This is a genomic window from Kitasatospora sp. NPDC057738, assembly GCF_042798815.1.
Lineage (GTDB): Bacteria > Actinomycetota > Actinomycetes > Streptomycetales > Streptomycetaceae > Kitasatospora > Kitasatospora lactacystinica.
Genome location: NZ_JBHVJT010000057.1, coordinates 39,195 through 63,067 on the forward strand (window position 1 = coordinate 39,195; position 23,873 = coordinate 63,067).

Sequence of the window (23,873 nt, forward strand, 5' to 3'; positions counted from 1 at the left end):
GGGGTGTGTGTGGGGGGGGTGCCGGCGGCAGGAGGTGGTCCGGACCGGGGTCTGGGGAACCGGGGGGCGGGCGTGGGGGAGGTGAGACGCCCCCCTGGCTCCGGTGCCCCCCCCCGGGTCCCTCCTGGCACCGTGGCCGCGGCCTCAAAGGGCCCGGCCGACGGGTTCGGGCTGTTCCTTACATGTCCTGCGGCTGCGCGCAGGAGGACGAGGCCTGGCAGGAACAAGAGCCCCAGGAGGCGCCGTTCTCGGGCAGCGCGACGGTGTCGCGCAGCGAGGTGACGGTCAGCTCGCTGAGGTCGAGGTCCTGAAGGTCGAGGCTCTCGACACGGGACGCGGTGATGTCGGACATGGCGTTCTCCCTCACGTTGGCAGGCCTGCCGGTCGAACCGGAAGGACGGGCCTGCGATCAGATGTTGCGGGATGTGCCGGGCCCCCCGTGGGTGCGCCGCCCGCGGGTCGCTCGGACCCGGGCTTCGCACCGCCCGACGGCGACTCTAGGCGGCGGGCGGCGGACGGCGGTACGGGCCACCGCCACCTTGGCCGGAGCCCGCGCCTGGTCGGCTCAATACCGTTTCCACTCAAGCGGAACCCCAGTCCTCACGGATCCCCGCCCCATCGGCGGGTGCGGTCCGCCGGGACGGTCCGGGGCACCGAGGCAGGGGGGCGGCCCGGACGGGCGGCCCACGGATCCTTTTGCCGCACAGTGAAACTGACGAAGCGTCACCATTCGGCCCGGACCGGTCGGGGCCGGTCAGTGCAGCGGCAGCAGTCCCGGCACCGGGCCGCCGCGCCGGGCGAGGCGGCGCAGGAAGGTGGTGACGCCGGGCGTGCCGACCGCCCAGGCCCGGGCCTCCGCGTCCGGCCGGCGGCCGGGCAGCAGCGGCCGGTCGGGCGGGCCGCCGGCCCGGGTGAGGATCAGGGCCGCCAGTTCCTCGGCGGCCGCCCAGTGCCGGGCCTCGCCGGTGGCCACCGCGAGGTCGACGAAGAGGTCCCCGACGCCCGCGAGGCCGCAGCAGCGGAACACCTGCGCGGTCCTCGGGGCGAGCGTCCGGCAGGTGTCGGCCGCCTCGGCGGCCAGGGCGATCAGCGCGTCGTCGCCGTCCCGCCGGCCGGCCTGGACCAGCAGGGTGCCGAGCCCGGCCAGGCCCCGGCACCACGACAGGTAGCGGCGGGTCGCCCCGGGCGCGCGGGCGGCGGCGGCGATGCGCGGGAGGTCGGCCGCGAGTCCGTCCACGATCTGCCGGGCGGCGTGCCGGGACGCCTCGTCGGGCATCGCGAGCAGGAAGTGGGCGACGCCCGCGCGGCCGTGGGCGAAGCCCTCGGCCAGGGCCGCGGTGCCGGGGTTGGGCTCCTCCCCGAGGTCGTCCAGCGGCCGGCCGGCCAGGTCGGCGGCGCAGTCGGCCGCCGCCGCGCGGTGTGCTCCGGCCGCCGGGTCGAGGGCGGCGAGCAGCAGGTGCCCGGTGCCGATGCCGGCGGTGCCGCCGATCTGGTCCACGCCCGTCCCCTCGTACCGGCGGGGCCGCGGGGGCTCGGTGCCCAGCGCGGCGGCGGCCTCGGCGAGGAACAGGTCGACGCCCGTACGGCCCTGGTACAGCGAGCCGTCGAGGTGGTCGAGGGCCGGGTGGGCGGCCGTCCAGCGGGCCAGTTCGGCGGCGGCGGCCCGGGCGTCCGGGCGCTCGGGGTGCTGGAGCAGTTCGAGGCCGAGTCCGGCCGCGCCGTCGTACAGCGAGAGCAGGGTCCGGGGGCGCTCCGCGCCGGGGTCGGCGGCGACCAGTTCGCGGGCCATCCGGACGCAGGTGGTGACGGTGTGGTCGAGGGCCTCGGCCGGCCGGCCGCCGCTCCGTCCGCCGGGGGCACCGCGTCGGACCGGGCGGGGTCCCTCCCGCAGCCGGGCCGCCGCGGCGGCGCGGTGTACCGGGTCGAAGCTCAGCAGGCCCTCGACCAGCTCCGCCGCCGGGTGCCCGGGCTCCGGGAGGGCGGCGCGCAGGCAGGCGAGGGTGCGGTCGCGGTTGGTCGCCGGGTCCTGGTCGATCACCACCGGGTCGAGGCCGGTGAGGGCGTGGTGCAGGGTGGCGCCCAGCGCGTAGTGGTCCTCGGTGGGGTCCTCGCCGGTGGCGCCCGGCAGGCCGTACCCGGCGGTGGCGCCCGGGGGGCGGTCGCCGGCCAGGGCGCTCACGCCGAAGTCGACCAGCGCGGGCCGGCCGTCCGGGTCGAGCACCACGTTGGCGGGCTTGAGGTCGCAGACCACCACGCCGCGGGAGTGCACCGCGTCGAGCACGTGCAGCAGCCGGCGCGCCAGCGTCCACCAGTCCCGTCCGCCCGCTGTCCCGGCACCGGCACCGGCACCGGCACTGGCACCGGCACCGGCGTCGTACGGGCCGGCGGTGAGCACCTCGCGGCGCAGGTCGATCCGGCCGCGGGCGGCACTGACCAGGTACTCGTCGGTGCCGTGCCGGAAGTAGTCGACCAGTGCGGGCACGCCGGGGATCCCGGCCAGCGCGTCGAGCACCCGCTGCTCGTGCCGCAGCCGGCCGCGCGCGTCGGTGCCCGCGCCGTCCTCGGCGACGAAGGCCCTGGCCTGCTTGATCACCACCTCGCGCCCGGTGGCGAGTTCGACCGCGCGGTAGACGTGGCCGCTGGGCGCCCGGGTGATGCCGGCGGTGATCCGGTAGCGGCCGGCTCCGACCCGGGTGGTCGCCGGGCGGGCGGGGGCGTCGGCCGCTTCGAAGGGGTCGTCCGCCCACGGCGGCCGACGGTAGCGGGCCTCGGCCAGTCCGGGGAACAGCGAGCCGTCCGGGCCCGCCATGCCGGCCTGCGCCTCGTCGTCGGTGACGCGGAACGGCCCGTAGCGGTAGTGCACCGGGGCGTCGGGCCGGACGGGGCGGTCGCTCACCACGGCGGGGCCTTCCCGGCCTGCCAGTGCTTGCGCCAACTCCAGCCCCAGGGATCGGACTTCCTCCGGCCGGGGGTAGACCGTGACGGCCTTGCCGACGGCGGCGGCGCCGTGCCGGCCGCTGTTGAGTTCCCACAGTGCCGCGGCGCTCACCGCGAACTTCACGTCGCAGACGCGGCCGAGCAGGATCGGCAGGACGGTGTCCAGCAGGGCCGCGAAGCCCTCCGGTCGGGCGGACAGGTGGAGTTTCCAGCCGTGGGCCAGCTCCGGCATCCGGGGGTCCGGGAGGTACCACCACTGGCCGTCGGTGCGCAGCGGGCGGTGCGGGCCGGGCGCCCGGGCGGCCAGTTCCTCGGCCCGGCACCGCAGTTCCTCCTGTCCCAGGACCGCGGCGGAGCCGGGGTCGGGCGGTGTGCTCATCGTTGCGTCCTTCCCCGGTCCGCCGTGGTCCGCCGTGCTCCGGGATCCGAAGGGATCAGGAGTTGAACTCGCAGGGGAAGCTGGTCGGGACGTAGGTCACCCACACGTCGTCGATGCAGGCCACGGGGGTGAGGTCGGCGTCGAGCTCGTCCTCGAAGACGATGGCGTCCTCGTCGATGTCCAGCAGGCCGGCGTCGCGGATGTCGGTCATCAGGGCACTCATGGGGGTCCTCCCAATGATTGGAGTTTTGGGTCCTACGTGCTGACCGCGCTCGGAGCCGGGGTCGGGCGGGGCGCTCGTCCTTCCGCCCGTCCCCCGGTCCGCCGTGCCTCGGGATCCGGACGGATCAGGAGTTGAACTCACAGGGGAAGCGGGTCGGGACGTAGGTCACCCACGGGTCGGCGAGGCAGGCCACGGGGGTGAGGTCGGCGTCGAACTCGTCCTCGAAGACGATGGCGTCCTCGTCGATGTCCAGCAGGCCGGCGTCGCGGATGTCGGTCATCACGGCACTCATGGGGGTCCTCCCAATGATTGGGGTCTTTGGGTCCTGCTTGCTGAGCGCGCTCATGCTAGCCAGGCCGCCCCACTCGGGACAGGGCGCCGACCGACCTGCCGGATCGCCTACGACAAAGGGAGGTTCCGTTTGTGGACACCGGCTCCGACGGCTCTCACCGGGGCCGCACACACCGGATCGCCGCCTCCGGGACCGGAGGCGTTCACGGGCCGGCGACCGGTCAGCCGCGCGGGCGGCGCGCCCGGAGGTACTCGCGGGCCAGCAGGCGCAGCGCGGCGGGCTTGGCCGGACCGGCCGAGCGGCGCAGCAGGGCGCCGAGGTCGGCGCGGGCGGCGGCGCTGGTGAGCTCCTCCACGCCGACGATGCAGCGGACCATCGGCCGGTGGGCGGGCGGCACCCGGTCGATGACGGCCCTGCCGTCGGCGAGGGTGCGGTCGGCGCGGTCGAGCAGGGCGGCGAGCAGGGCCCGGACGGCGGGCAGGTCGCGGGCCCGCTCCAGGTCGGCGCGGGTGACGCCGTGCTCCTTCAGGGTCTCTTCGGGGATGGTCAGCCGGCCGTCGGCGAGGTCCTCGGCGAGGTCGTTGACGAAGTCGAGCCGCTGGCTGCCGTCGATGAAGGTGCGGCAGGCGGCGCGGTAGCCGCCCTGGTCGCCGTCCGGGCCGATCAGGCCGGCGACCACCATGAAGCCGGGCAGCGAGTACCCGTCCACGTAGGCCTGGTAGTCCTCCTCGGTGGCGAATCCGGTGAAGTCCAGGTCGGCCCCGGTCGCGGCGAGGAAGTCCAGCGCCCGGTCCCGCAGGACGGGGTGGGCGGCGACGCTGTGCAGCAGCGGGCGCAGCTCGGGGTCGTCGGTGCGGCCGGCGGCGAGGCCGTCGGTGACCCGCTGCCGCCAGCGGGCGGACGCCGCCCGGCGTTCGGCGAGCGGGCCGCTGTCGAGCAGGGTGTCGGTGCGGTGCATGAAGGCGGCGGCGGCGATCACGTGCGGGACCATCCGCGCGGGCAGCAGCAGCTCGGTGGCGAGCGCGGCCTCCCGCCGGTAGCGGGCCATCTGCTGCCGCTGCCGGCCGTAGTCGGCCCGCAGGCCGGCCTCCCGCACCCCGGCCGCGTCCAGCGCCCGCTCCCACCTGCCCACTCGGTCCACCCCATCGTTCGTTCGACGGGGCCGAGCGTAGCCGGTGGGAGCGGGAGGACCTATTCGGGGCCCTGCGGCCCCGGGGCCGCGGCGGCGCCGGTCAGCGCTGGCGGATCGTGGCGAAACCGCAGGCCGGGGTGCAGAGGGTGACGATGCCGCTGTAGCGGTGGGTGGTCCGGCCCCGGGTGACGCTGTGCACGGTGTGCTTCTCCCGCAGGTTGAGCTCCCGGCAGCGCGGGCACGCGGCGCCGACCGGATCGCCCCAGGGGCGGTTGGGGTTGAGCTTGGCGATGGAGACGACCATCAGGACGGCGGCCACGCCCGCGCCGCCGAAGCCGATCACCCGCCACACCCCGTTGCCGGACTCCCGACGGTCGATCATCTCGTCGTAGGAGTAGGTGCCCCCGCCGCCGCGGCTGGACCAGATCCGGCACTCGCTGTGCCGGGTCATCGTCTGGCCGTCGCAGGTCGGCGGGGTGTCCGGGTCCGCCTTCCCGACCACCAGGGCCAGGAAGAAGCCGAGTGCGATCAGCAGGCCGAAGACGACCACGGCGACGGTCCGGCTGCGGCCGGTGTGCAGCCGCTTGCGTTCGTTGTACGCCGTATCGATCACAGCCTGGGCCATGTTGCCCCCGTCGACCGCCACTGGTCTTCTCCCGTTGTCCACGCCGCCCGCCGGGCCCGGGTGACGGGCCGGACGGGACCCCCGTCCGGGGGCGAGAAGAACCCACCACGAACGGTGCCCGCTTGTCCGGGACTTGGGAAGATCTTGACCCTTCGGTGGTCCGCCCGGCGTCCGCTCAGTCGCCGACGGCGACCGAGGCCAGGTAGGAGCCCGCCCGGGCCGGGTCGAAGTACCACTCCTCCAGGTCCGCCGGCTCGTCGAAGGCGTTGGCGAACCGGTGGGCCACGGCGGGCGACCGGCCCCCGGCGCCGAGGATCTGGAGGACGTGCGGGGGCGGTGGGGCGAGCAGTTGGTTGCTCCAGGTGGTGGCGGGGGCGGCGAGGTGCCAGAACCTGTCGAAGGCCTCCTGCTGGAAGGCCCGGTCGAAGGGCCTGTCGCCGTGGTCGAGGATCGCCTCCAGGTAGACGGCGGCGCACTTGGCGGCGTTGTTGGAGCCCTGGCCGGCGATCGGGTCGTTGAGGACGACCACGTCCGCGACGCCCAGCACCGAACCGCCGCCGGGCAGTTCGCCGATCGGGTGGCGCACCGCCGGGGCGAAGCGCCCGGCCAGGGTGCCGCCCGCGTCGGTGAGTTCGACGCCGGAGCGGGTGCGGTCGTACTCCCAGGGTGTGAAGGTCTTCATCAACTCCAGGGTCACCCGCAGGTGTTCGGCCGGATCGCGGATCCCGTCGAAGGCGTCCGCCGGGCCGCCCGGTCGGGCCTCCCAGATCATGATGTCGCAGGGCCCGGCCTCGGTCAGGGCGGGCACCATGAACAGCTCGCCGACGCCGGGCACCAGGTTGCAGCGCACCGCCGGGTAGTCGTGCTCGGGGCGCGGCCCGAGCCCGTGCACATAGCTGGCGGCCAGCGCGCGCTGCGGCCGCTCGTACGGGGAGCGCGCGTGGTCGCGCTCGAACAGCGAGGCCAGCGCGCCCTTTCCGGAGGCGACCAGCACCAGGTCGTAGGAGCCGGCCAGGTTCTGCAGGTCGGCCGCGGTCACCTGGCGCAGCTCCACCCGGCCGCCGCGTCCGGCGAACAGCTCCAGCCAGGTGGACATCTTCAGCCGCTGGTCGACGGACTGCGCGCGGGCGTCCAGCCGGGCGACCCAGTCGATCGCCCGCTCCGCCTCCGGTCCGGCGACCGACACCCCGAGGCCCTCGATCCGGGGCGCCCGGTCGGCCCACAGGTCGAGGCCGAGGGCGCGCTCGGTGCGCAGCGCGGAGTCGAACATGCACTGGCTGGACATCACCCGCCCGCCGCGCACCTCCTCCGGGCCGCGGTCGGTCAGCACCGTCACGTCGTAGCCGTGGGCCTGCAGCCCCAGGGCCAGTTGGAGCCCGGCCTGCCCGGCGCCGACGATCAGAATTCTGCGCATCGCCCCTGCTCTCCTGGTGGTACGTCCCGGACGGCGGCCCGCACGGCCCGGCCGCCACCGGACTGCTTACCAGTCATCGGGACGCCCGTCCACGGGCCGTGCCGGTGCCCGTCGCCCGCCCTCCTGCCGGAGCTCCCGGGCCCGGCGGGACGGCAGGTGCGTCACCCCGTGACCAGCTGCCGTCCGCTGACCTCATCCGGGCGGATCCGCACCCAGCGCGGCCGGTCCCCGCCCGCCCAGGGGGCCGCGCCGGGCAGGCCGGCCAGGCGCTCCAGTTCGGCGGGGTCGTCCACGTAGTGCGCGGGGCCGAGGGCGAGCACGCTCCAGCCGCGCCCGAGGTACTCGTCGATGTGGTCGACCTGGAAGGAGACCGCGGCCCCCTCCTCCGGGGAGGCGGCGCCGTGCTCGCCGGTGCGGTAGGCGAAGGAGCCCCGGTCCACCACGTAGTTGACCGGCAGCACCACCGGCCCCGGCTCGACCGGCAGGGCGATCCGGCCGATGCCGTGGTCGCCGACCAGCTGCCAGCACTCCTGCTCGGTGAGGTCGAGCAGCCGGGGGCGCGGGCCGGGGCCGCCCTGGCCGGGCGGGGCGTCGGCGCGGCCGGACACCAGCTCCTCGGGGGTGCTGTCGAGGGCGGCGGCGATCCGGACGAAGCCCCCGGGGTCGAAGGAGGGACCGGCCTCCAGCAGGCACCGCAGGTAGCGGGGAGCCATCGAGGCCCGGTGGGCCAGGGCCTCCTCGCCGAGGCCCAGTTGCTCGCGCCGTTCGGCGATCCGACGGGCCACGACGGCGGGGTCGGGGGTGTCGTTCACAGGGGTGACTCCTCGGCTTGCCGGGGGCCGTCCGGCCGCGTCCGGGTGTTGACCAGGCCGGATCCATCCAAGCGCCCGGCCTGCGGCAAGTCGAGCAACAGCACGGCCCCGTGCGTGTCGGTCCGCGCCCGGGGCCGGCCGCTGCCACCGACGTGCGGTCGACCAGCCGGTGCCACCCGACCGACACGCCGCCCGACCGAGGCGCCGCACCCCGACGCCGCCGGGCGGGCCCGGGCCGCCGCGCTCACCAGGGCGCTGCCGGAGAGACCCGGACCGGGCCGCTCAGCGGCGGGCGGGCGTGCTCGCCCCGGCCCGGCGGCGGTCCCACCGGGCCGGGGCGAGCGCGGCGAGCATCACCGCCGCCGTGAGCACGAACGCCCACGGGTAGCCCGTCCCGCCCGCGACCGCCCCGAAGGCGACCGCGCCGATCCCCATCCCGCCGTCGTACGCGACGTTCCACAGCGCCGTCACGGTGCCGTAGCCGGCCGGCGGCACCCGCGCGTACATCAGCGCCAGCGTCGCGTTCTGCGCGACACCGAACCCCGCGCCGAACACCGCGGCGCCGGCCACCACCGCGACCGGGCTGCCCGTGGCGGCCAGCAGCAGCACCCCGGCCGCCGAGACCAGCAGCGCGGGCAGCACCAGCCCGGCCGAGCCCCGGCGGTCCCCGTACCGCCCGGCCAGCCAGCGGGCCAGCGTCGCGGCGCCGGGCTGGACCAGCAGCGCCACCGCGACGGCGGTGGCGGACGGCACGGCGAGCGGCAGGAAGGTGACCAGGATCCCGGCCGCCAGCGCCGTCGCGCCGAACACCGCGGCCGGCCGCAGCAGCGCGCCGCTGCGCAGCCCCTCCCGCACCCCCACCGTCGGCCCGTCGGCCCGGGTGCGGTCCGGCAGCGCCGGGACGGAGGCGACGGCGGCCAGCGGCGCCGCCGCCCCGATCGCGAACACCCAGTCCCAGCCGAGGTGCTGGCCCAGCCAGACGCCGAGCGGCAGGCAGGCCAGGGCGGGCAGCCCGGAGACCAGGCCGACCAGCGCGAGTCCCTCCCCGCGCCGCTCGGCCGGGATGAGCGCGGCGGTCAGCGCCCCGCCCGCCACCAGCGCGACCGCGAAGCCGAGCCCGCGCAGCAGACAGACCGTCACCACCGCCGCCATGCCCCCGGTCCACGCCAGGAGCGGCGTGGGCGCGCCGAGCAGCACCAACCCGGCCGCCAGCACCGGGCGGTAGCCGAAGCGCGCGGTCAGCCACGGGGTGGCCAGTTCGCCGACCACGGTGGCCAGCATCAGCGCGCCGGTGGCCAGGCCCGCCGCGTGCTCGCCGCCGGACTCCTGGGCGTACAGCGGCACGGCGGAGAGCAGCAGGTTGAACCCGACGGAGGTGCCGAGCAGGGAGACGAAGCGCAGCAGCAGTGCCCGCGTCAGCAGTGGCGGCCGGGCGCAGCCGGAGCCCGCCGCGGAGTCGATCGTCGTGGTCACCCGGCGACGCTACCGGCCCGAACAGGCTGCCGGTAGGGCTCACTTCGGCCCGCGGCAGCGGCCCCGCCGACGCTCCGTCGGAATACCCGCGCCCGACGCTGTCCACCGCCCCGGCCCGAGCGCATACTGGCCAGCGCGGCTCGCACCGGGCGACGGGGCCACTCCGGTCCCCGGCCCGGCCGTGCCGCGACGGGGGAGGCCGGAATCGTGGCAGTTGTCGTGATCGTCGCCGTGGTGCTCCTGCTCTGGCTGGCGACCGGTGTGCGGGTGGTCCAGCAGTACGAGCGCGGTGTGGTGTTCCGGCTCGGCCGGGTGAGCGGGCAGGTCCGCCAGCCGGGTGTGAGTCTGCTGCTGCCGGTGCTGGACCGGATGCGCAAGGTCAATGTCCAGGTCGTCACCATGCCGGTTCCGGCGCAGGAGGGCATCACCAAGGACAACGTCTCGGTGAGTGTCGACGCGGTGCTGTACTTCCGGGTGGTGGATCCGGTCAGGGCCACCGTGGACGTCCAGAACTACTCCTTCGCCATGCTCCAGGTCGCCCAGACCTCGCTGCGCTCCGTCATCGGCAAGAGCGAGCTGGACGACCTGCTCTCCGGCCGGGAGAACCTGCACCAGGGGCTGGAGGTGATGCTGGAGAGCCCGGCCACCGGCTGGGGCGTGCAGATCGACCGGGTGGAGATCAAGGACGTCAGCCTGCCGGACTCGATGAAGCGTTCGATGGCCCGCCAGGCCGAGGCGGACCGTGAGCGCCGGGCCCGGATCATCACCGCCGACGGCGAGTTCCAGGCCGCCACCAAGCTCGCCGAGGCGGCGAGCAGGATGAGCGAGACCCCGGCGGCGATGCAGCTGCGGCTGCTCCAGACCGTGGTCGAGGTCGCGGCGGAGAAGAACTCGACGCTGGTGCTGCCGTTCCCGGTGGAGCTGCTGCGCTTCTTCGAGGCCTCCGCCGCCGCCCGGGCCGCCGACCCGGGGGCATAGGCCGGGCCTATGGCCCCATAGATCACCACCGCCTACTTCGCAGGTCATCCGTAGGGTTTGCTACAAAGGTTCGGCTAACCTTTGTTGCATCGCGCCCGACCGGAGGACCACTCGTCATGCCCCGCCCGATCCGAGTCGCGATCGTCGGAGCCGGCCCCGCCGGCATCTACGCCGCGGACGCCCTGCTGAAGTCCGACGCCGCCCAGGACCCCGGTGTCTCGATCGACCTGTTCGAGCGGATGCCCGCTCCGTTCGGCCTGATCCGCTACGGGGTCGCGCCCGACCACCCGCGCATCAAGGGCATCGTCACCGCCCTGAACCAGGTGCTCGACAAGCCCCAGGTCCGGCTGTTCGGCAACGTCGACTACCCGAACGACCTCGCCCTGGACGACCTGCACCGCTTCTACGACGCCGTGGTGTTCTCCACCGGCGCGACGGCCGACCGCGCCCTGGACATACCCGGCATCCACCTCGACGGCTCCTACGGCGCGGCCGACTTCGTCTCCTGGTACGACGGCCACCCGGACGTGCCCCGGACCTGGCCGCTGGAGGCCGAGAAGGTCGCCGTCCTCGGCGTCGGCAACGTCGCCCTGGACGTCGCCCGGGTGCTCGCCAAGACCGCCGACGAACTGCTGCCCACCGAGATCCCGCCGAACGTGCACGAGGGCCTGAAGCGCAACCGGGCCGTCGAGGTGCACGTCTTCGGCCGCCGCGGCCCCGCCCAGGCCAAGTTCAGCCCGATGGAGCTGCGCGAGCTGGACCACTCCCCCACGATCGAGGTGATCGTCGCCCCCGAGGACATCGAGTACGACGAGGGCTCGATCGCCGAGCGCCGCTCGGTCAAGCACGTGGACCTGGTCGCCTCGACGCTGGAGAACTGGGCGATCCGCGACGTCGGCGACCGCCCGCACCGGGTGTACCTGCACTTCTTCGAGTCCCCGGTGGAGGTGCTCGGCGAGGACGGCCGGGTGGTCGGCCTGCGCACCGAGCGCACCGAGCTGGACGGCACCGGCAATGTGCGCGGCACCGGCGGCTTCACCGACTGGGACGTGCAGTCGGTCTACCGCGCGGTCGGCTACTACTCCGACGAGCTGCCCAAGCTGCCCTTCGACCCGGCCTCGGGCACCGTTCCGCACCAGGCCGGACGGGTCCTGGACGGCGACGGCTCGCACCGCACCGCCACGTACGTCACCGGCTGGATCAAGCGCGGCCCGGTCGGCCTGATCGGCCACACCAAGGGCGACGCCAACGAGACCGTCGCCTGCCTGCTGGACGACCACGCCGCCGACCGCCTGCCCGGCGCCGTCGAGCCGGACCCGGCGGCCGTCGAGCAGCACCTGCGCGCCCAGGGCGTCCGCTTCACCACCTGGGAGGGCTGGAAGCTGCTGGACGCCCACGAGCGCGCGCTCGGCGAGGCCGAGCAGCGCGAGCGGGTCAAGGTCGTCGAGCGCGAGGACATGCTCCGCCACAGCGGGGCCTGAGCCCCCGCAGGAGTCCGGGCCCGAACGTCCGAGGGCCCGGGCGGCGCCCGACGGGATCCCGGACGCTGTCGGTGATTCGAGGTCCTGATCATTTCGCCCCGCCGAGCCGGTGCTCGGCGGGGCGGTCCGGAGGTACAAGGGCCGCCGGGGACGGCTCACAGACCCGGCACGTGGTAGCCGTTGAGGCGCCAGAGCGCGGCGCTGTACCAGAGCAGGGCGATCAGGACGAGCAGGGCGCCGCCTGCCGTGGGCAGGGCCCAGCCGGGCAGCCGGCGGTGGCGGACCACGATGACCTTGGCGACGAACGCGCCGTAGAGGAAGCATCCGGCGAACGAGTGCAGGGCGATCCGACTGTCCGTCAGCTGCACGCCGTAGGCCCCGAGGCAGTGGTAGGCGATCGGGAGGGACAGCAGGAACGCGGCCAGGCCGACCAGCCGGTGCCCGGTCCGGACCGACCGGGGGGCGGTGGGCAGGCCGGGCAGCCGGCCGTACATCCAGAGCGCCAGCGGGAGCTGGGCCAGCGCGAGGCCCAGCAGGGCGGTGCCGAGCTGGGCCTTGAGCTGGTTGGCGTCGTCGAACCGGCGGCCGAAGAGGCTGCTCGCGTAGTCGGGAGTGTGCGCCCGGCCGTACCAGAAGAGGCCGGCCGTCACGACCACCGGCAGCGCTGCCCACAGGAGGCCGGAGGCCCGCCGAGGGCGGGACGACCGTTCGACGCCGTTCATCCGCTCAGCCGCCCTCGACCTTGTTGCCCGAGGTGTTGACCACGTACCACGTGGCACCGAAGGCGCTGGACTCCTCGCCGTTGGTGTCGCCCTGCGCCGTGTCGCCCTCGAAGAAGTAGAGCGGGTGGCCGTTGTAGACGATCTGGGTCGTGCCGTCCTTGCGGGTGCTCGTGGAGAGCTTGGCCTGGTCGACGCCGTTGGCGGCGGTGGGGGTGCCGGTGGTCAGGGCGGGGGGCCAGGCGGTGGCGCAGGCGTCGTAGCAGGTCGAGGTGGGCGAGGTGTCCGCCTCGAACAGGTAGAGCGTCTTGCCTCGCGCGTCGACCAGGATGTTCTGGTACTTGCCGACGGTGGTTGCCGAGACCGTGGCGGCCGCACCGCCGGCTCCGGCGGAGGGGCTCGGGCTCGCGCTCCCCGTCGGGGTCGCTTCGGCGGACTGACTGCCGGAGGGGCTCGCCGCGGAGGTCGCCGCGGAGGTCGGGCTTGCCGCAGGTGTCGACTTCTTGCTGCTGGAGCAGCCGCCGCACACCACGGTGACCAGGGCGACGACGGCGGCCGTGGCGGTCACCGTACGGGAAATTCTCATGGGCTTCTCTCCGGCCGGGGTGGGAACTGGTGCCACCACTTCAGCGCGAACAGGCTCGGCCGCTTCACCAGGCACGCCAGCAGGCGGGCCAGGCGAGGCGACCGTTAACCCTGATGGCCGACGGCAGCGGCCGTGGCCCGGTCCGCGCGCCCGTCAGGGACGGACGATCGGCAGCAGCAGCTCGTCCACGATCTCCGCCGGATCGAGCCGCACCGCGTCCCCGCCGCACATCTTGATCCGGTACAGCATCAGCGCCGGCACCAGGTCGGTGACCAGCGGGGTGACCGCCCCGGGCCGGACCTCGCCGCGGGTGGTGCCGCGGTCCAGCACCTCGGCGATCAGCGCGGTCGTCGGCTGGACGACCCGCTCCAGCACGATCTCCAGGAAGGCGTGCGCCCGCTGGTGGTCGAGCTCGCTCATGACGGCCCGCACGGCGGCGCCGATCTCGCTGACCATCGCGGCGCGCAGCCTGGTGACCACCTCCAGCAGGTCCCCGCGCAGGCTGCCGGTGTCGGGGGCCGGGCCGGACGGCGGCAGGCTGGCCCGCAGCGCGTCCTTGACCAGCTCCTCCTTGGAGGACCAGCGGCGGTAGAGCGCGGCCTTGCCGGTCTGCGCGGCGGCGGCCACCCCCTCCATGGTCAGCCGGGCGTAGCCGTCGGTGGTGAGCTGCTGGAGGACCGCCTCGTAGATGGCGCTCTCCAGCGCCTCGCCGCGCCGCCGCAGCGGGGCGCCCGTCACCGGCCCGTGCCCGGTGTCCGTCTCAGCGGTCATGGTTGCGCACCTTCTTCAGTCGCCTTTCCTCGGTCCCGTCGCTCCACGCGTTCGGCCGCCGTTCCCGGGAAGGTCCCGGGCCGGCCGCGCGAACGGTGAAGCACTTCCCCTGTCGCGGAGATCACCTGGACCCCACTGTCGATGTTAGTGAACGAACCCGTTCCCGGCGTCGCCCCCGGCCGCACGATCCGTTCTGGTGTTCGAGTTGCGATGGGTTTCCCCCTCGATACGCTTCGAGAAGAGGCTCCCCGAGCCCGGACCCGCGCCGCCCCCGGCGCACCCCTTCCGCACGACAGGACCGGGACAGGACCGTGGCCCCATGCGGCTGGGGCGGGACCGGCGGTGGCATGGAGGAGCAGGTCGAAGTGGACCCGCCTGCGGAACCCCGTGGAGGACCCCATGACCGAAAGAACGGCCGGCATGGCGCTGGCAGCCGCCGGCGCCGCCGCGGTCTTCGCCGTGGTGAGCATCGTCGCCGCCGCCAGGGCGTGCAGGTGCCGGATCTCCGGCGCCGAGAGCGCCCCCGGAGCGGAACGGCCCCACGGCCCCAGCTCCGGCACGACCGGCACCAGCCACGGTCGCTGCACACCCCCGAACGTCTGTTGACCCCCTCTTCCCCGTATCCCCTATTCCTGGAATTCCCGTCCCGCCCCCGGCCGTCACCCGTCGCGCCGGGGGCCCTTTCACGTGCCGGGCGCCCGCACCGCGGGTGCACACGGCGCCCTCGCCGCACCCACCGCACCGGACCGCTGCGGACGGGGCGCTCGCCGGTCACCGGCCCGCGGGCCGGCGCGGGAGCACCGCGTGCACCCGGGTACCGCGCCGCAGGGCGTCCACGGTGCAGCTGCCGCCGATCTCCGCGGCCCGCTCGGACATCGACTGCAGTCCCACTCCCGGGTGCACGGGAAGCCCGTGGCCCGGGCCCTGCCCGTCGTCCTCGACGTCGAGCACCAGCCGCCCGGGCTCCGCCCGGACGGACACCGTGGCGCTGGCCGCCTGCGCGTGGCGCAGCACGTTGTTGAGCGCCTCCGCGGTGATCCGGTAGACCGCGACCTCGACGGCGGCGGGCAGCGCCGGCAGCGGGTCGGGCTCGAGCCTGGTGGTGACGGCGAGGTCCGGGCCGCTGAAGGTCTCGGCGAGGCGGCTCAGCGCCAGGGACAGGCCGTAGTCGCCCAGCGCGGTGGGCCCGAGCCGGTCGGTGATCCGCCGGACCTCCCGGACCGCCGAGGCGAGGTCGTCCGCGACCCGGTCCAGCACGCTGGAGAAGAGCGCCGGGTCGTCCACCGCGGCGGCGGCCTGCAGACGCAGCCGCAGGCCGGCCAGCATCGGGCCGAGGCCGTCGTGGATGTCCCGGCGCAGCTGGCGGCGCTCCTCCTCGCGGGCCGCGACGATCCGCTCGCGGCTGGCCCGCAGGTCCTCCATCAGCTGGAGCGAGGCGACGGCCGGCGCGGCCTGGTCCGCGAGCGAGCGCAGGATGTCGCGGTCGCTGTCGTCGAGCACCCGCTGGCCCTGCCGCGGGGCGACGGTGAGCCGGCCGATCTGGTCCCCCCGGTGCACCAGCGGGAAGCCCTCGCCACTGCCGGAGAGCTCCCCGACGGCGGCCAGCGGCCGTTCGCCGCTGCGCGTGGAGACGGTCAACTCCACGCCGGGCAGCCGCAGTTCGTCGCTGACGGTACGGCACAGCACGGCCGGCACCTCCTGCGGGTCGACGGTCTGGCTGACCCTCCCGGCGAGACTGCGCAGCACCTGGTACGGCTGCGCGCGCGAGCCGTAGTACCAGCGGTCGACGAGGCCGGAGGCCCCGCGCACGCCCCGGGGCAGGCCGATCGCGAGCAGGAAGACCGCGGCGACCACCACCAGGGCCCCGAGGCCGCGGCCGGGCATCAGCATGGTGGAGAGCAGACAGGCCACCACCACGAACACCATCGCCAGCCCGGCGGCCACCAGCAGGCCGACCAGGACCCGCCGGGCCGCCCGGTCGAGCCGCCAGGAGCCGTCCCGGACCACGACGGCGGCCAGGGTGATCGTCCACAGTGCCGACGTGACGGCGAACGCGATGTACGAGGGCGTGCTCTGGTCGAAGAAGTAGCCGAGTTCGGCTCCGCCCCACAGCAGGTACACGCCGAGGGCGATCAGGACGTTCTGCCGGCGACGCCGCGACACCCCGCGGATGCGGGCGAGCGGGACGAGCACCACCAGGACGGTCAGCACGACGTACACCACGAGCTGGGCGTCGAGCAGCCGGTCGTCGAGCGCCCCCAGCCAGTTCGCGAAGGCGCTGCCGGCGAACGGGTTGGGCCGGCCGAACACGGTGGCGTCGGAGAAGGAGTAGCCGGCCGGGGCCAGCCTCCACAGGCCCACGGCGGCGATCGCGAACCACCACCACCTGCTCGGCAGCGTCCCGTTCGGCAACCACAGCGGCAGCGCGTGCCACAGGGTGGCACTGACCGCGTAGCCCACCGACACCAGGACCACCACGGCCCCGACCACGTGGGGGCCGCCCCCCTCCACCCACAGCGGGGTCTGCGCGGCGAGCGGGACGATCAGCGTCGCCCCGTACACGAGCAGCACCCAGCCGAGCTGGTTCCCGGGCCGGTGGGCGTGCAGCAGCACCCCGCCGGCGACGGACGCCAGGCCGTAGCCGAGAACCGGTAGGAGACGGGCGGGTGTGGAGATCCCGGGCGTTCCGAGGTGGCTCACCACGTACCCGGCCCACAGGCCGCCGGCCACCAGGCAGACGAGCGCGCACAGCCCGGCCGCGGACAGCTGCCGCTCCGCCGGACCGGACCGTGGCCGCCACCAGGCTCTGTGTGTGCTGTCCGCAGCCATGTCCGCCCTCTCGTCGCCGGGCACCTCCGGATCTCTGCAGTCTGCGCCACCTGTTGTCCCGGGCGCATGAGGCAGCGGCCCCGCAGGCCCCGTGGCGGCCCCGCAGGCACGGGGGCGGGGGCCCCGGGCGCGGGGCCCGCCCCGGGCCGGTCAGACGGGCGGGTTGGGGCGGGTCAGACCGCGGTCGTAGGCGAAGATCACGGCCTGGACGCGGTCCCGGGCACCGATCTTCGACAGCACCCGGCTGACGTGCGTCTTGACGGTCGACTCGGCCAGCACCAGGCGCTGGGCGATCTCGTTGTTGGACCAGCCGTGGGCGATGGCGACCAGGATCTCGCGCTCGCGATCGGTCAGGGCGTCCAGCCGCGGATCCGCGACGGGCTCGGCGCCGGGCGGGCGGACCGGCAGGCGGTGGGCGTAGGCGTCGAGCAGCCGCCGGGTGATCGCGGGGGCGACCACGGCGTCGCCCCCGGAGACGGCGCGGATGCCGGCCAGCAGTTCCTCCGGACGGGCGTCCTTCAGCAGGAAGCCGCTGGCACCGGCGCGCAGCGCGGCGTGCGCGTACTCGTCGAGGTCGAAGGTGGTCAGCACCAGGATGCGGGAGCGCCCGCCGGTCGCGACGATGCGGCGGGTGGCCTCGATCCCGTCCATGCCGGGCATCCGGATGTCCATCAGGACGACGTCGGGGCGCAGGTCGGCGGCCAGCCGGACGGCCTCGCCGCCGTGGGCCGCCTCGCCGACCACCTCGGTGTCGGGCTGGCTCTCCAGCAGCATCCGGAAGCCGTAACGCTGCAAGGGCTGGTCGTCCACGATGAGGACGGTGGTCACGTCGGGCCGCCTGTCGGGTCGGGGGTGAGGTCCGGGCCGGCTCCGGGGCCCGGGCCCGCTCCGGGGCCGGTGTCCGCGGTGGGGCCCGCGCCGGTCGGGTCCGCGCCGGAAGTGGGGTCCGGCCCGGGGGTGAGGTCCAGAACGGCCTCCACGGTCCATCCTGCACCGGGGACGGGACCAGCCGTGACGGTGCCGCCGTACAGGGCCGCGCGTTCGCGCATCCCGGCCAGGCCGTGGCCGTACCCGTCCGTGCGACCGTGCCAGCGGGGGCCGCCGGGCCGGCCGGTGTCCTCGACGCGGATCCGCAGCCGCTCGGCGTCGACGGTCAGCGTCACATGGGCGCGGGTCTCGGGCCCCGCGTGCTTGAGGGCGTTGGTGAGCGCCTCCTGGACGATGCGGTAGGCCATCAGCTGGACCCCGCGGTCCGGTCGGTCCAGGGCGCCGGCGGCCGTGTACACCACCTGAGGGCCGGCGGCGCGGATCCGGGCGCACAGCCCGTCGAGGTCGGCGATGCCGGGCTGCGGCGTGTACTCGGCGGCCTGGTCCCCCTGGTCGCGCAGCACGCCGAGCATCCGCCGCAGTTCGCCGAGCGCCTGCCGGCTGGTGTCCCCGATCAGCAGCAGGGCCTCCCTGCCGCGTTCGGGGTTGGCCTGCGCCGCGTACGCGCCGCCGTCGGCCAGCGTGACGATGACGGAAAGGTTGTGGCCGACGATGTCGTGCATCTCCCGGGCCACCCGGGCACGTTCGGTCGCGGTGGCCAGCCGGCTGCGCTGGTCGCGCTCGATCTCCAGCCGGGCGGCCCGCTCCCGCAGCCCGGCGAGCTGGGCGCGCCGCACGCGCACCGCGATGCCCAGGGCCACGGCCGCCGTCGCGGCGCTGAACAGGAAGAACAGGGCGTCGCCGACCGGCAGCCCAGCACCGGAGACGGCCACCGCGACCAGCGCGACGGCCACCGCCATGGCCGCACAGGACCACGCCAGGTGCCGCAGCCGGCCGTGCAGCGCCAGGCTGTAGAGGGCGACCAGCAGGGCGGCGTCGGCGCGCAGACCGACGTCCAGCGACCACTGCAGGACGAAGACGGCCATGATCGTGGCGAAGGCCGCCGTGGGCCGTCGGCGGCGCCACAGCAGCGGCAGCACCAGGCCGGCCTGCAGGGCCAGGGTCTGCGGCAGCGGCAGCCGGGCGAGCACGATCCGGTGCTCGCGCCCGCCGGCCTCGACGTGACCGGGAAAGAGGTCGGGCAGGCAGAACAGCAGGAAGGCGAGGGCCACCACCGCGGCGTCCAGCGCCCAGGGGCGGTCGCGGTCCCCCTGTCGAAGCCGCTGGCCGATTCGGGCCAGGCGGGCGAACAGCGGGTGGCCGGACAGGACGTCGGCGGCCGCCGCGTCGGTGGGCCGGGGGTCACCGGCTCGGGGGCCGGAGGCCCGGGGGTCGTCGGCCCGGGGGTCGTCGGCCCGGACACCTCCGGCCGCAAACGGGCTCGTGGTGGTGGCGTGCTCGCTCACCGGTGGCACCTCCCTGGTCGGCCGGGCTGTCGAGGTCGTGGGTGCGGCGCCGGTTGGTCCCGGCGCCGCGATGGATCGTCTCCGCTCCGAGTCTCTCAGGCGTCGGTGCGCACCAGCCGCACGGCCGCCGCGCCGAGGGCGAGGACCATCCAGCCGAGGAAGACGGCCAGCCCCACCGTCGGCGAGAGCGTGGTCGAGTCGTGGTGCAGGGCGAACATCGCCTCGCCCGCGTGGCTGGGCAGGTAGGGGCTGAGGTGGCTCTGCCAGGCGCTGGGCAGCAGCGAGGTCAGCCCGGGGACCAGCATCAGCGTGGCCACCAGCACCGCGATGCCGCCGGCCACCGAGCGCAGCAGCGCGCCGAGCGCGACGCCGATCACACCGACCAGCGCGAGGTAGAGCCCGGCGCCCAGCAGGCCGCGGACCACCCCGGCGTCGGAGAGGGTCATCGCCACCCGGGTGCCGGAGAGGACGCCGCTGTCGGCGACGAAGACCGCGAACACCCCGACGGTGCCGAGCACCAGCGCGATCAGCCCGTACACGGCGGCCTTGGACCAGAGCACCGGCAGTCGGCGCGGCACGGCGGCCAGGGTCGAGCGGATCATGCCGGTCGAGTACTCCCCGGCGGCGACCAGCACACCGAGGACTCCGAGGGCCAGCTGGGCGAAGTTGGTGCCGAACAGGGAGAGGCTCAGTGTGCTCGCGCTCGCGAAGTCCCGGTCCATCGGACGGCCGGAGGTCATCCGTGACTTGAACTGGTAGGCGGCGATCAGGCCGAAGCCGACCAGGAAGAGCAGGGCCAGCCCGAGGGTGATCCAGGTGGAGCGCAGCGACCACAGCTTCGCCCACTCGGAACGCAGCACCCGCACCGCCGTCACCCGGTACGCGGGGTGTGTGGGCCGCAGGTCGCCGGAGGCGGGCATCGGGCTCGGTGCGATGGTGGTCATGCCGCACTCCTCGGGGTCTCGCCGGCGGCGGCGCCGGCGGCGGTGGTGGTCGTGCCGTGGTACTCGACGGCGTCGCGGGTCAGGTCCATGAACGCCTCCTCCAGGGAGACCGTCCGCGGGGTGAGTTCGAACAGGGCGATGCCCCGCTCGGCGGCGGCCAGGCCGATCTCGCGGGCCGTGCGTCCGCTGACCAGCAGTTCCTCCGAGCCCGCCCGGCCGGTGACCTCCACACCGGGGCCGGCCAGCGCGGTGCGCAGCAGGGCCGGGTCGGCGCTGACCACCTTGACCACGTCGCCGCCGGCCTGGCGGACCAGGTCCTGCACGGTCGTGTCGGCCAGCAGCCGGCCCCGGCCGACGACGATCAGGTGGTCGGCGACCAGGGCCATCTCGCTCATCAGGTGCGAGGAGACGAAGACGGTGCGGCCCTCGGCGGCGAGCGAGGTGAGCAGGTTGCGGATCCACAGCACGCCCTCGGGGTCGAGGCCGTTGACCGGTTCGTCCAGCATCACCGTGGCCGGGTCGCCCAGCAGGGCCGAGGCGATCCCGAGCCGCTGGCCCATGCCGAGCGAGAACGCCCCGGCGCGCTTGCGGGCCACCGACGACAGCCCGGTCAGCCCGATGACCTCCTCGACCCGTCGGCGCGGGATGCCGTGGGTGTGGGCCTGGGCCATCAGGTGGTGGAAGGCCGAGCGGCCCGGGTGGATCGACTTGGCCTCCAGCAGCGCGCCGACCTCCTGGAGCGGCGCCGCGTGCTCGGCGTAGCGGCGGCCGTTGACCCTCACCGAACCGCTGGTCGGGGCGTCCAGCCCGACGATCATCCGCATCGTGGTGGACTTGCCCGCGCCGTTCGGCCCGAGGAAGCCCGTCACCGTCCCCGGCCGGACCGTGAAGTCCAGCTGGTCCACGGCCGTCTTCTCCCCGTACCGCTTCGTCAGCCGGTGCGCCTCGATCATCGCTCACCTCTGTGCTCCGGGGCCGGTCCGTCCGGCCGCCCTCGTGCACCACGCTACGTGCGGAGTCGGCTCCGATCCGTGGTACCGGAGTCCGATCATCGGCGCGCCCGTAGTACCGCGGTACCACCCCGGCACCCCACCGCAGCAGCCGGTCAGCGGTGCTCCGCCAGCACCGCCCGAACCTCCGCCAACAGCGTCCGGTGGTCCTCGCCGTACGTCGCCACCGCCGCGAACACCGCGCGGCCGCTCGCTCCGGGAGGCGGCGGGCGCGGCGTCCGCCGATACTGGGGCCGCCCGGATTCTTCTGGAGGAACCATGGACTACGGTCTCGGCGTACGGCTCGACCGGCCGTTCGCGCAGGCGGTGGAGACGGTCACCGCCGCGCTCAAGGAGCAGGGCTTCGGCGTCCTGACCACCATCGACGTCCGGGCGACGCTGCGCGAGAAGATCGGCGCGGAGATCGAGGACTACCTGATCCTCGGCGCCTGCAACCCCGCCCTCGCCCACCGCGCCCTCCAGGCCGACCGCCGGATCGGGCTGCTGCTGCCCTGCAACGTGGTGGTCCGGGCGGACGGCGGGGCCACGGTGGTGGAGGCCGTCGACCCGCAGACCATGGTCACCCTGGCCGGCCCGGGCGGCGGGCTGGGCGAGGTCGCCGAGGAGGCGGCGCGGCGGCTGAACGCCGCCCTGGACGCGCTGCGCGGATGAGGAGCAGACCATGACCGCACCCGTCGTCGCCGGATTCGACGGCTCCCCCGAGAGCCGCGCCGCCACCGAGTGGGCCGCCCGCGAGGCGCAGCGCCGCGGCTGCCCGCTCGATCTCCTGCAGGCCTGGCCGTGGCCGCACCACGACGTGGTCGGCAGCGAGGAGACCTACCGGCACGCGCTGGACCAACTCGCCCTCCGGGCCGATGAGTTGCGCCCGCTGGCCGGCGTCGGGCCGGTCACCTCGGCGATCGTCCCGACCGATCCGGCCGAGGCGCTGGAGGCGGCCGGGAACTCGGCCGGCCTGCTCGTCCTGGGCTCGCGCGGGCTGGGCGCGGTGCGCGGCTTCCTGGTCGGCTCGGTGAGCCATGAGGTGCTGCGCCGGGCGAGCTGTCCGGTGGTGCTGGTCCGGGCGGAGGCGGTCGAGTCGGACGGCCCGGTGCTGGTGGGCCTCGACCTGACCCGCCCGATGGACGACGTGCTGGCCTTCGCCTTCGACGCGGCCGCCCGGCGCCGGGCCCCGCTGCGGGTGGTGCACATCTGGTCGCCGCCGGTCTCCAGCCAGTACACGGCGCTCCAGGCCGTCGGCGGACTGGGCGAGCTCTCCTCCGTCGACCGGGACCGGTTCGCCGAGCAGCTGGCCCCCTGGCGGGAGCGCCACCCCGAGGTCTCGGTGACCGCCGACCTGATCCAGGGCAGCCGCTCCGTCGACCTGGTGGACGCGGCGGAGGGGGCCCGGCTGCTCGTGGTCGGCCGCCGCACCCGCCGCACCCTGTTCGGCGCCCACCTCGGCCCGGTGGCGCACGCCGCGATCCACCACGCGGTGTGCCCGGTCGCCCTCGTCCGGCACACCTGAGTGGCGAGGGGGCGGCGAGGGGGCCGCGGCGGCGCGGCGGCCGGCCCTACGCCGGGCCGTCGGCCGGCACGTGCGCGGCGTAGAGCCGCTGGAGCAGCCCGTTGAGTTGCCGGCGTTCGGCCGCGGTCAGGGCGCCGAGGAACCGCTCCTGCTCGGCGGCGGCCGCGGCCGCGATCGTCCCGACCAGGGCGCTCCCCCGGTCCGTCGGGGTGACGACGCGGCGGCGCCGGTCGGTGTCGTGCGGACGGCGTTCGACGAGCTGCCGGTCAGCCAGCTGGTCGAGGACCGGGACGAGGTTGCGGGCGTCCACGGCGACGAGTTCGGCCAGCCGCCGCTGGACCACCGGACCGTGCCGGTCGAGGGCGACCAGCACGGCGTACTGGCCCTGGGTCAGCCGGTGCTCGCCGAGGAAGGCCGTCCAGGAGCGGGCCGTGAGGGATCCCAGCCGCGCCAGCAGGAAGCCGGTGCCGCGCTCGAAGGCCGGTCGCTCCGGTGCGTCCGGCGCGCCGGGTGCGTCCGGCCGGTCGTTGTCGCCGCTCATGGGGCCAGCCTAGTCAATGGACATGCCTCATGTCGTTTGATAGACATGAATCATGTCTATTGAGCTGCGCCACTCGACCGTGGCCGTCGGCGACCGCTCGCTCCACGTGGTGGAGTCCGGCCCCGCCGACGCCCGTCCCTTCCTGTTCCTGCACGGCTGGCCGGAGTCCTGGCGGACCTGGCTGGGGGTGATGGAGGCGGCCGGCGGCGAGGCCCGGACCATCGCCGTGGACCTGCCCGGGATCGGCGGCTCCACCGGGGCGGTCGAGGGCGGGTCGAAGCGCCGGCTGGCCGGGACGGTCCACGCACTGGTCCGGGAACTCGGTCTCACCGGCACCACCCTGGTGGGCCACGACGCCGGCGGGATGGCGGCCTACGCCTACCTGCGGAGGTTCACCGGCGTCGAGCGCGTCGTCGTGATGAACACCGTGATCCCCGGCGTCGACCCGTGGAACGAGGTGCTGCGCAACCCGTACATCTGGCACTTCGGCCTGCACGCGGTGCCCGACCTGCCGGAGACCCTCGTCCAGGGCCGGCAGGCGGCCTACTTCGACCACTTCTACGACGTGCTGTCGGCCGACCCCGCCCGGATCACCCCCGAATCCCGCGCGGCGCACGCCGCCGCCTACGCGAGCCCCGCCGCGCTCACCGCGGGATTCGATCTGTACCGCGCCTTCCCCCAGGACGCCCGGGACAACGCCGAGGCCGCCGCCGTCCCGGCCGGCACACCGCTGCTGTACGTCCGCGGCGACCGCGAGGGCGGCGACATCGAGGCCTACGCCCGGGGCTTCCGCGCCGCGGGCGTCCGCGAACTCGCCACCGCGGTGGTCGCCGACGCCGGGCACTTCGCCCAGGAGGAGCAGCCCGCCGCCGTCTGGGCCGTCCTGCGCG

General features: G+C 75.1%; 24 protein-coding genes. 6 read left to right on the forward strand and 18 right to left on the reverse strand.

Going from position 1 to position 23,873, the window contains the following annotated elements:
• Nucleotides 1-178: 178 nt before the first annotated feature.
• The 9 genes from ACFVGO_RS27545 to ACFVGO_RS27585 all read right to left on the reverse strand — a co-directional run bounded on the left by ACFVGO_RS27545 (nt 179) and on the right by ACFVGO_RS27585 (nt 9,287).
• Nucleotides 179-352, reverse strand: coding sequence for a thiazolylpeptide-type bacteriocin (locus tag ACFVGO_RS27545; RefSeq protein ID WP_359907940.1), 174 nt, complete (start codon nt 350-352; stop codon nt 179-181).
• A 402-nt stretch (nt 353-754) separates the two neighbouring features.
• Entirely contained in the window at nt 755-3,316 is a 2,562-nt protein-coding gene (gene lanL / locus ACFVGO_RS27550; protein WP_380634637.1) for a class IV lanthionine synthetase LanL, read from the reverse strand.
• Nucleotides 3,317-3,371: 55 nt separating this feature from the next.
• Complete coding sequence (locus ACFVGO_RS27555; RefSeq protein ID WP_359907946.1) at nt 3,372-3,539, reverse strand: SflA family class IV lanthipeptide; 168 nt, start codon at nt 3,537-3,539, stop codon at nt 3,372-3,374.
• Nucleotides 3,540-3,663: 124 nt separating this feature from the next.
• Nucleotides 3,664-3,831 (reverse strand): SflA family class IV lanthipeptide, encoded by a 168-nt coding sequence (locus ACFVGO_RS27560; RefSeq protein ID WP_359907948.1) that lies wholly within the window; start codon nt 3,829-3,831, stop codon nt 3,664-3,666.
• A 220-nt stretch (nt 3,832-4,051) separates the two neighbouring features.
• Nucleotides 4,052-4,963 carry a phytoene/squalene synthase family protein gene (locus tag ACFVGO_RS27565; RefSeq protein WP_380634639.1) on the reverse strand — a complete coding sequence of 304 codons (912 nt, stop codon included), beginning with the start codon at nt 4,961-4,963 and terminating at the stop codon, nt 4,052-4,054.
• Nucleotides 4,964-5,063: 100 nt separating this feature from the next.
• Complete coding sequence (locus tag ACFVGO_RS27570) at nt 5,064-5,588, reverse strand: hypothetical protein (protein WP_380634641.1); 525 nt, start codon at nt 5,586-5,588, stop codon at nt 5,064-5,066.
• A 175-nt stretch (nt 5,589-5,763) separates the two neighbouring features.
• A complete protein-coding gene (locus tag ACFVGO_RS27575; protein WP_359907956.1) occupies nt 5,764-7,002 on the reverse strand; it encodes a styrene monooxygenase/indole monooxygenase family protein in 1,239 nt (412 codons plus the stop codon).
• A 161-nt stretch (nt 7,003-7,163) separates the two neighbouring features.
• Complete coding sequence (locus ACFVGO_RS27580; RefSeq protein WP_380634643.1) at nt 7,164-7,814, reverse strand: helix-turn-helix domain-containing protein; 651 nt, start codon at nt 7,812-7,814, stop codon at nt 7,164-7,166.
• A gap of 282 nt (nt 7,815-8,096) precedes the next feature.
• On the reverse strand, nt 8,097-9,287 hold the full coding sequence (locus ACFVGO_RS27585) for an MFS transporter (protein WP_380634645.1): 1,191 nt from the start codon (nt 9,285-9,287) through the stop codon (nt 8,097-8,099).
• Nucleotides 9,288-9,494: 207 nt separating this feature from the next.
• Here ACFVGO_RS27585 and ACFVGO_RS27590 point away from each other — a divergent pair, with 207 nt between their 5' ends.
• Both ACFVGO_RS27590 and ACFVGO_RS27595 read left to right on the forward strand, forming a co-directional pair.
• Nucleotides 9,495-10,265, forward strand: coding sequence for a slipin family protein (locus ACFVGO_RS27590; protein WP_359898434.1), 771 nt, complete (start codon nt 9,495-9,497; stop codon nt 10,263-10,265).
• Nucleotides 10,266-10,381: 116 nt separating this feature from the next.
• A complete protein-coding gene (locus ACFVGO_RS27595; RefSeq protein ID WP_380356595.1) occupies nt 10,382-11,746 on the forward strand; it encodes an FAD-dependent oxidoreductase in 1,365 nt (454 codons plus the stop codon).
• 155 nt (nt 11,747-11,901) lie between these two features.
• Here the strand turns inward: ACFVGO_RS27595 and ACFVGO_RS27600 are convergent, their stop codons facing one another.
• From ACFVGO_RS27600 to ACFVGO_RS27610, 3 genes are all read right to left on the reverse strand, one after another.
• Nucleotides 11,902-12,468, reverse strand: a complete 567-nt coding sequence (locus ACFVGO_RS27600; protein WP_380634648.1) for a DUF6529 family protein — start codon at nt 12,466-12,468, stop codon at nt 11,902-11,904.
• 4 nt (nt 12,469-12,472) lie between these two features.
• Nucleotides 12,473-13,051 carry a hypothetical protein gene (locus ACFVGO_RS27605; protein WP_380356600.1) on the reverse strand — a complete coding sequence of 193 codons (579 nt, stop codon included), beginning with the start codon at nt 13,049-13,051 and terminating at the stop codon, nt 12,473-12,475.
• A gap of 153 nt (nt 13,052-13,204) precedes the next feature.
• Nucleotides 13,205-13,822, reverse strand: coding sequence for a TetR-like C-terminal domain-containing protein (locus tag ACFVGO_RS27610; RefSeq protein ID WP_359898430.1), 618 nt, complete (start codon nt 13,820-13,822; stop codon nt 13,205-13,207).
• A 399-nt stretch (nt 13,823-14,221) separates the two neighbouring features.
• On the opposite strand from ACFVGO_RS27610, the gene ACFVGO_RS27615 reads away from it, so the two are divergent.
• The gene (locus tag ACFVGO_RS27615; protein WP_359898429.1) at nt 14,222-14,428 is read left to right on the forward strand and encodes a hypothetical protein; all 207 of its coding nucleotides are present in this window, start codon (nt 14,222-14,224) and stop codon (nt 14,426-14,428) included.
• Nucleotides 14,429-14,593: 165 nt separating this feature from the next.
• Here ACFVGO_RS27615 and ACFVGO_RS27620 read toward each other — a convergent pair whose 3' ends face one another.
• From ACFVGO_RS27620 to ACFVGO_RS27640, 5 genes are all read right to left on the reverse strand, one after another.
• Nucleotides 14,594-16,651, reverse strand: a complete 2,058-nt coding sequence (locus ACFVGO_RS27620) for a histidine kinase (protein ID WP_359898428.1) — start codon at nt 16,649-16,651, stop codon at nt 14,594-14,596.
• A 150-nt stretch (nt 16,652-16,801) separates the two neighbouring features.
• Nucleotides 16,802-17,479: a response regulator transcription factor gene (locus ACFVGO_RS27625; RefSeq protein WP_359898427.1), complete on the reverse strand. Its 678-nt coding sequence runs from the start codon at nt 17,477-17,479 to the stop codon at nt 16,802-16,804.
• The gene (locus tag ACFVGO_RS27630) at nt 17,476-18,846 is read right to left on the reverse strand and encodes a sensor histidine kinase (protein WP_380634664.1); all 1,371 of its coding nucleotides are present in this window, start codon (nt 18,844-18,846) and stop codon (nt 17,476-17,478) included. Before ACFVGO_RS27630 ends, ACFVGO_RS27625 begins: the two co-directional genes overlap by 4 nt.
• A 233-nt stretch (nt 18,847-19,079) precedes the next feature.
• Nucleotides 19,080-19,928, reverse strand: coding sequence for an ABC transporter permease (locus ACFVGO_RS27635; RefSeq protein ID WP_380356605.1), 849 nt, complete (start codon nt 19,926-19,928; stop codon nt 19,080-19,082).
• Nucleotides 19,925-20,881, reverse strand: a complete 957-nt coding sequence (locus ACFVGO_RS27640) for an ATP-binding cassette domain-containing protein (protein WP_380634652.1) — start codon at nt 20,879-20,881, stop codon at nt 19,925-19,927. The genes ACFVGO_RS27635 and ACFVGO_RS27640 overlap by 4 nt, the downstream gene beginning before the upstream one ends.
• Before the next feature lie 315 nt (nt 20,882-21,196).
• On the opposite strand from ACFVGO_RS27640, the gene ACFVGO_RS27645 reads away from it, so the two are divergent.
• Both ACFVGO_RS27645 and ACFVGO_RS27650 read left to right on the forward strand, forming a co-directional pair.
• On the forward strand, nt 21,197-21,589 hold the full coding sequence (locus ACFVGO_RS27645; protein WP_380356612.1) for a DUF302 domain-containing protein: 393 nt from the start codon (nt 21,197-21,199) through the stop codon (nt 21,587-21,589).
• 10 nt (nt 21,590-21,599) lie between these two features.
• Complete coding sequence (locus tag ACFVGO_RS27650; protein ID WP_380634655.1) at nt 21,600-22,442, forward strand: universal stress protein; 843 nt, start codon at nt 21,600-21,602, stop codon at nt 22,440-22,442.
• A 46-nt stretch (nt 22,443-22,488) separates the two neighbouring features.
• On the opposite strand, the gene ACFVGO_RS27655 is transcribed toward ACFVGO_RS27650, so the two are convergent.
• The gene (locus tag ACFVGO_RS27655) at nt 22,489-22,983 is read right to left on the reverse strand and encodes a MarR family winged helix-turn-helix transcriptional regulator (protein ID WP_380634657.1); all 495 of its coding nucleotides are present in this window, start codon (nt 22,981-22,983) and stop codon (nt 22,489-22,491) included.
• A 52-nt stretch (nt 22,984-23,035) separates the two neighbouring features.
• Here ACFVGO_RS27655 and ACFVGO_RS27660 point away from each other — a divergent pair.
• Nucleotides 23,036-23,873, forward strand: an 838-nt coding sequence (locus tag ACFVGO_RS27660) for an alpha/beta fold hydrolase (RefSeq protein ID WP_380634659.1), incomplete at its 3' end; no start/stop codon positions are given.

Excerpts from the sequence above, each read along its gene's own strand:
- ACFVGO_RS27545 (WP_359907940.1), bottom strand. The coding sequence starts at position 352 with ATGTCCGACATCACCGCGTCCCGTGTCGAGAGCCTCGACCTTCAGGAC.
- lanL (WP_380634637.1), bottom strand. The coding sequence starts at position 3,316 with ATGAGCACACCGCCCGACCCCGGCTCCGCCGCGGTCCTGGGACAGGAG.
- ACFVGO_RS27555 (WP_359907946.1), bottom strand. The coding sequence starts at position 3,539 with ATGAGTGCCCTGATGACCGACATCCGCGACGCCGGCCTGCTGGACATC.
- ACFVGO_RS27560 (WP_359907948.1), bottom strand. The coding sequence starts at position 3,831 with ATGAGTGCCGTGATGACCGACATCCGCGACGCCGGCCTGCTGGACATC.
- ACFVGO_RS27570 (WP_380634641.1), bottom strand. The coding sequence starts at position 5,588 with ATGGCCCAGGCTGTGATCGATACGGCGTACAACGAACGCAAGCGGCTG.
- ACFVGO_RS27575 (WP_359907956.1), bottom strand. The coding sequence starts at position 7,002 with ATGCGCAGAATTCTGATCGTCGGCGCCGGGCAGGCCGGGCTCCAACTG.
- ACFVGO_RS27595 (WP_380356595.1), top strand. The coding sequence starts at position 10,382 with ATGCCCCGCCCGATCCGAGTCGCGATCGTCGGAGCCGGCCCCGCCGGC.
- ACFVGO_RS27600 (WP_380634648.1), bottom strand. The coding sequence starts at position 12,468 with ATGAACGGCGTCGAACGGTCGTCCCGCCCTCGGCGGGCCTCCGGCCTC.
- ACFVGO_RS27605 (WP_380356600.1), bottom strand. The coding sequence starts at position 13,051 with ATGAGAATTTCCCGTACGGTGACCGCCACGGCCGCCGTCGTCGCCCTG.
- ACFVGO_RS27610 (WP_359898430.1), bottom strand. The coding sequence starts at position 13,822 with ATGACCGCTGAGACGGACACCGGGCACGGGCCGGTGACGGGCGCCCCG.
- ACFVGO_RS27615 (WP_359898429.1), top strand. The coding sequence starts at position 14,222 with ATGACCGAAAGAACGGCCGGCATGGCGCTGGCAGCCGCCGGCGCCGCC.
- ACFVGO_RS27620 (WP_359898428.1), bottom strand. The coding sequence starts at position 16,651 with ATGGCTGCGGACAGCACACACAGAGCCTGGTGGCGGCCACGGTCCGGT.
- ACFVGO_RS27635 (WP_380356605.1), bottom strand. The coding sequence starts at position 19,928 with ATGACCACCATCGCACCGAGCCCGATGCCCGCCTCCGGCGACCTGCGG.
- ACFVGO_RS27640 (WP_380634652.1), bottom strand. The coding sequence starts at position 20,881 with ATGATCGAGGCGCACCGGCTGACGAAGCGGTACGGGGAGAAGACGGCC.
- ACFVGO_RS27645 (WP_380356612.1), top strand. The coding sequence starts at position 21,197 with ATGGACTACGGTCTCGGCGTACGGCTCGACCGGCCGTTCGCGCAGGCG.
- ACFVGO_RS27650 (WP_380634655.1), top strand. The coding sequence starts at position 21,600 with ATGACCGCACCCGTCGTCGCCGGATTCGACGGCTCCCCCGAGAGCCGC.
- ACFVGO_RS27655 (WP_380634657.1), bottom strand. The coding sequence starts at position 22,983 with ATGAGCGGCGACAACGACCGGCCGGACGCACCCGGCGCGCCGGACGCA.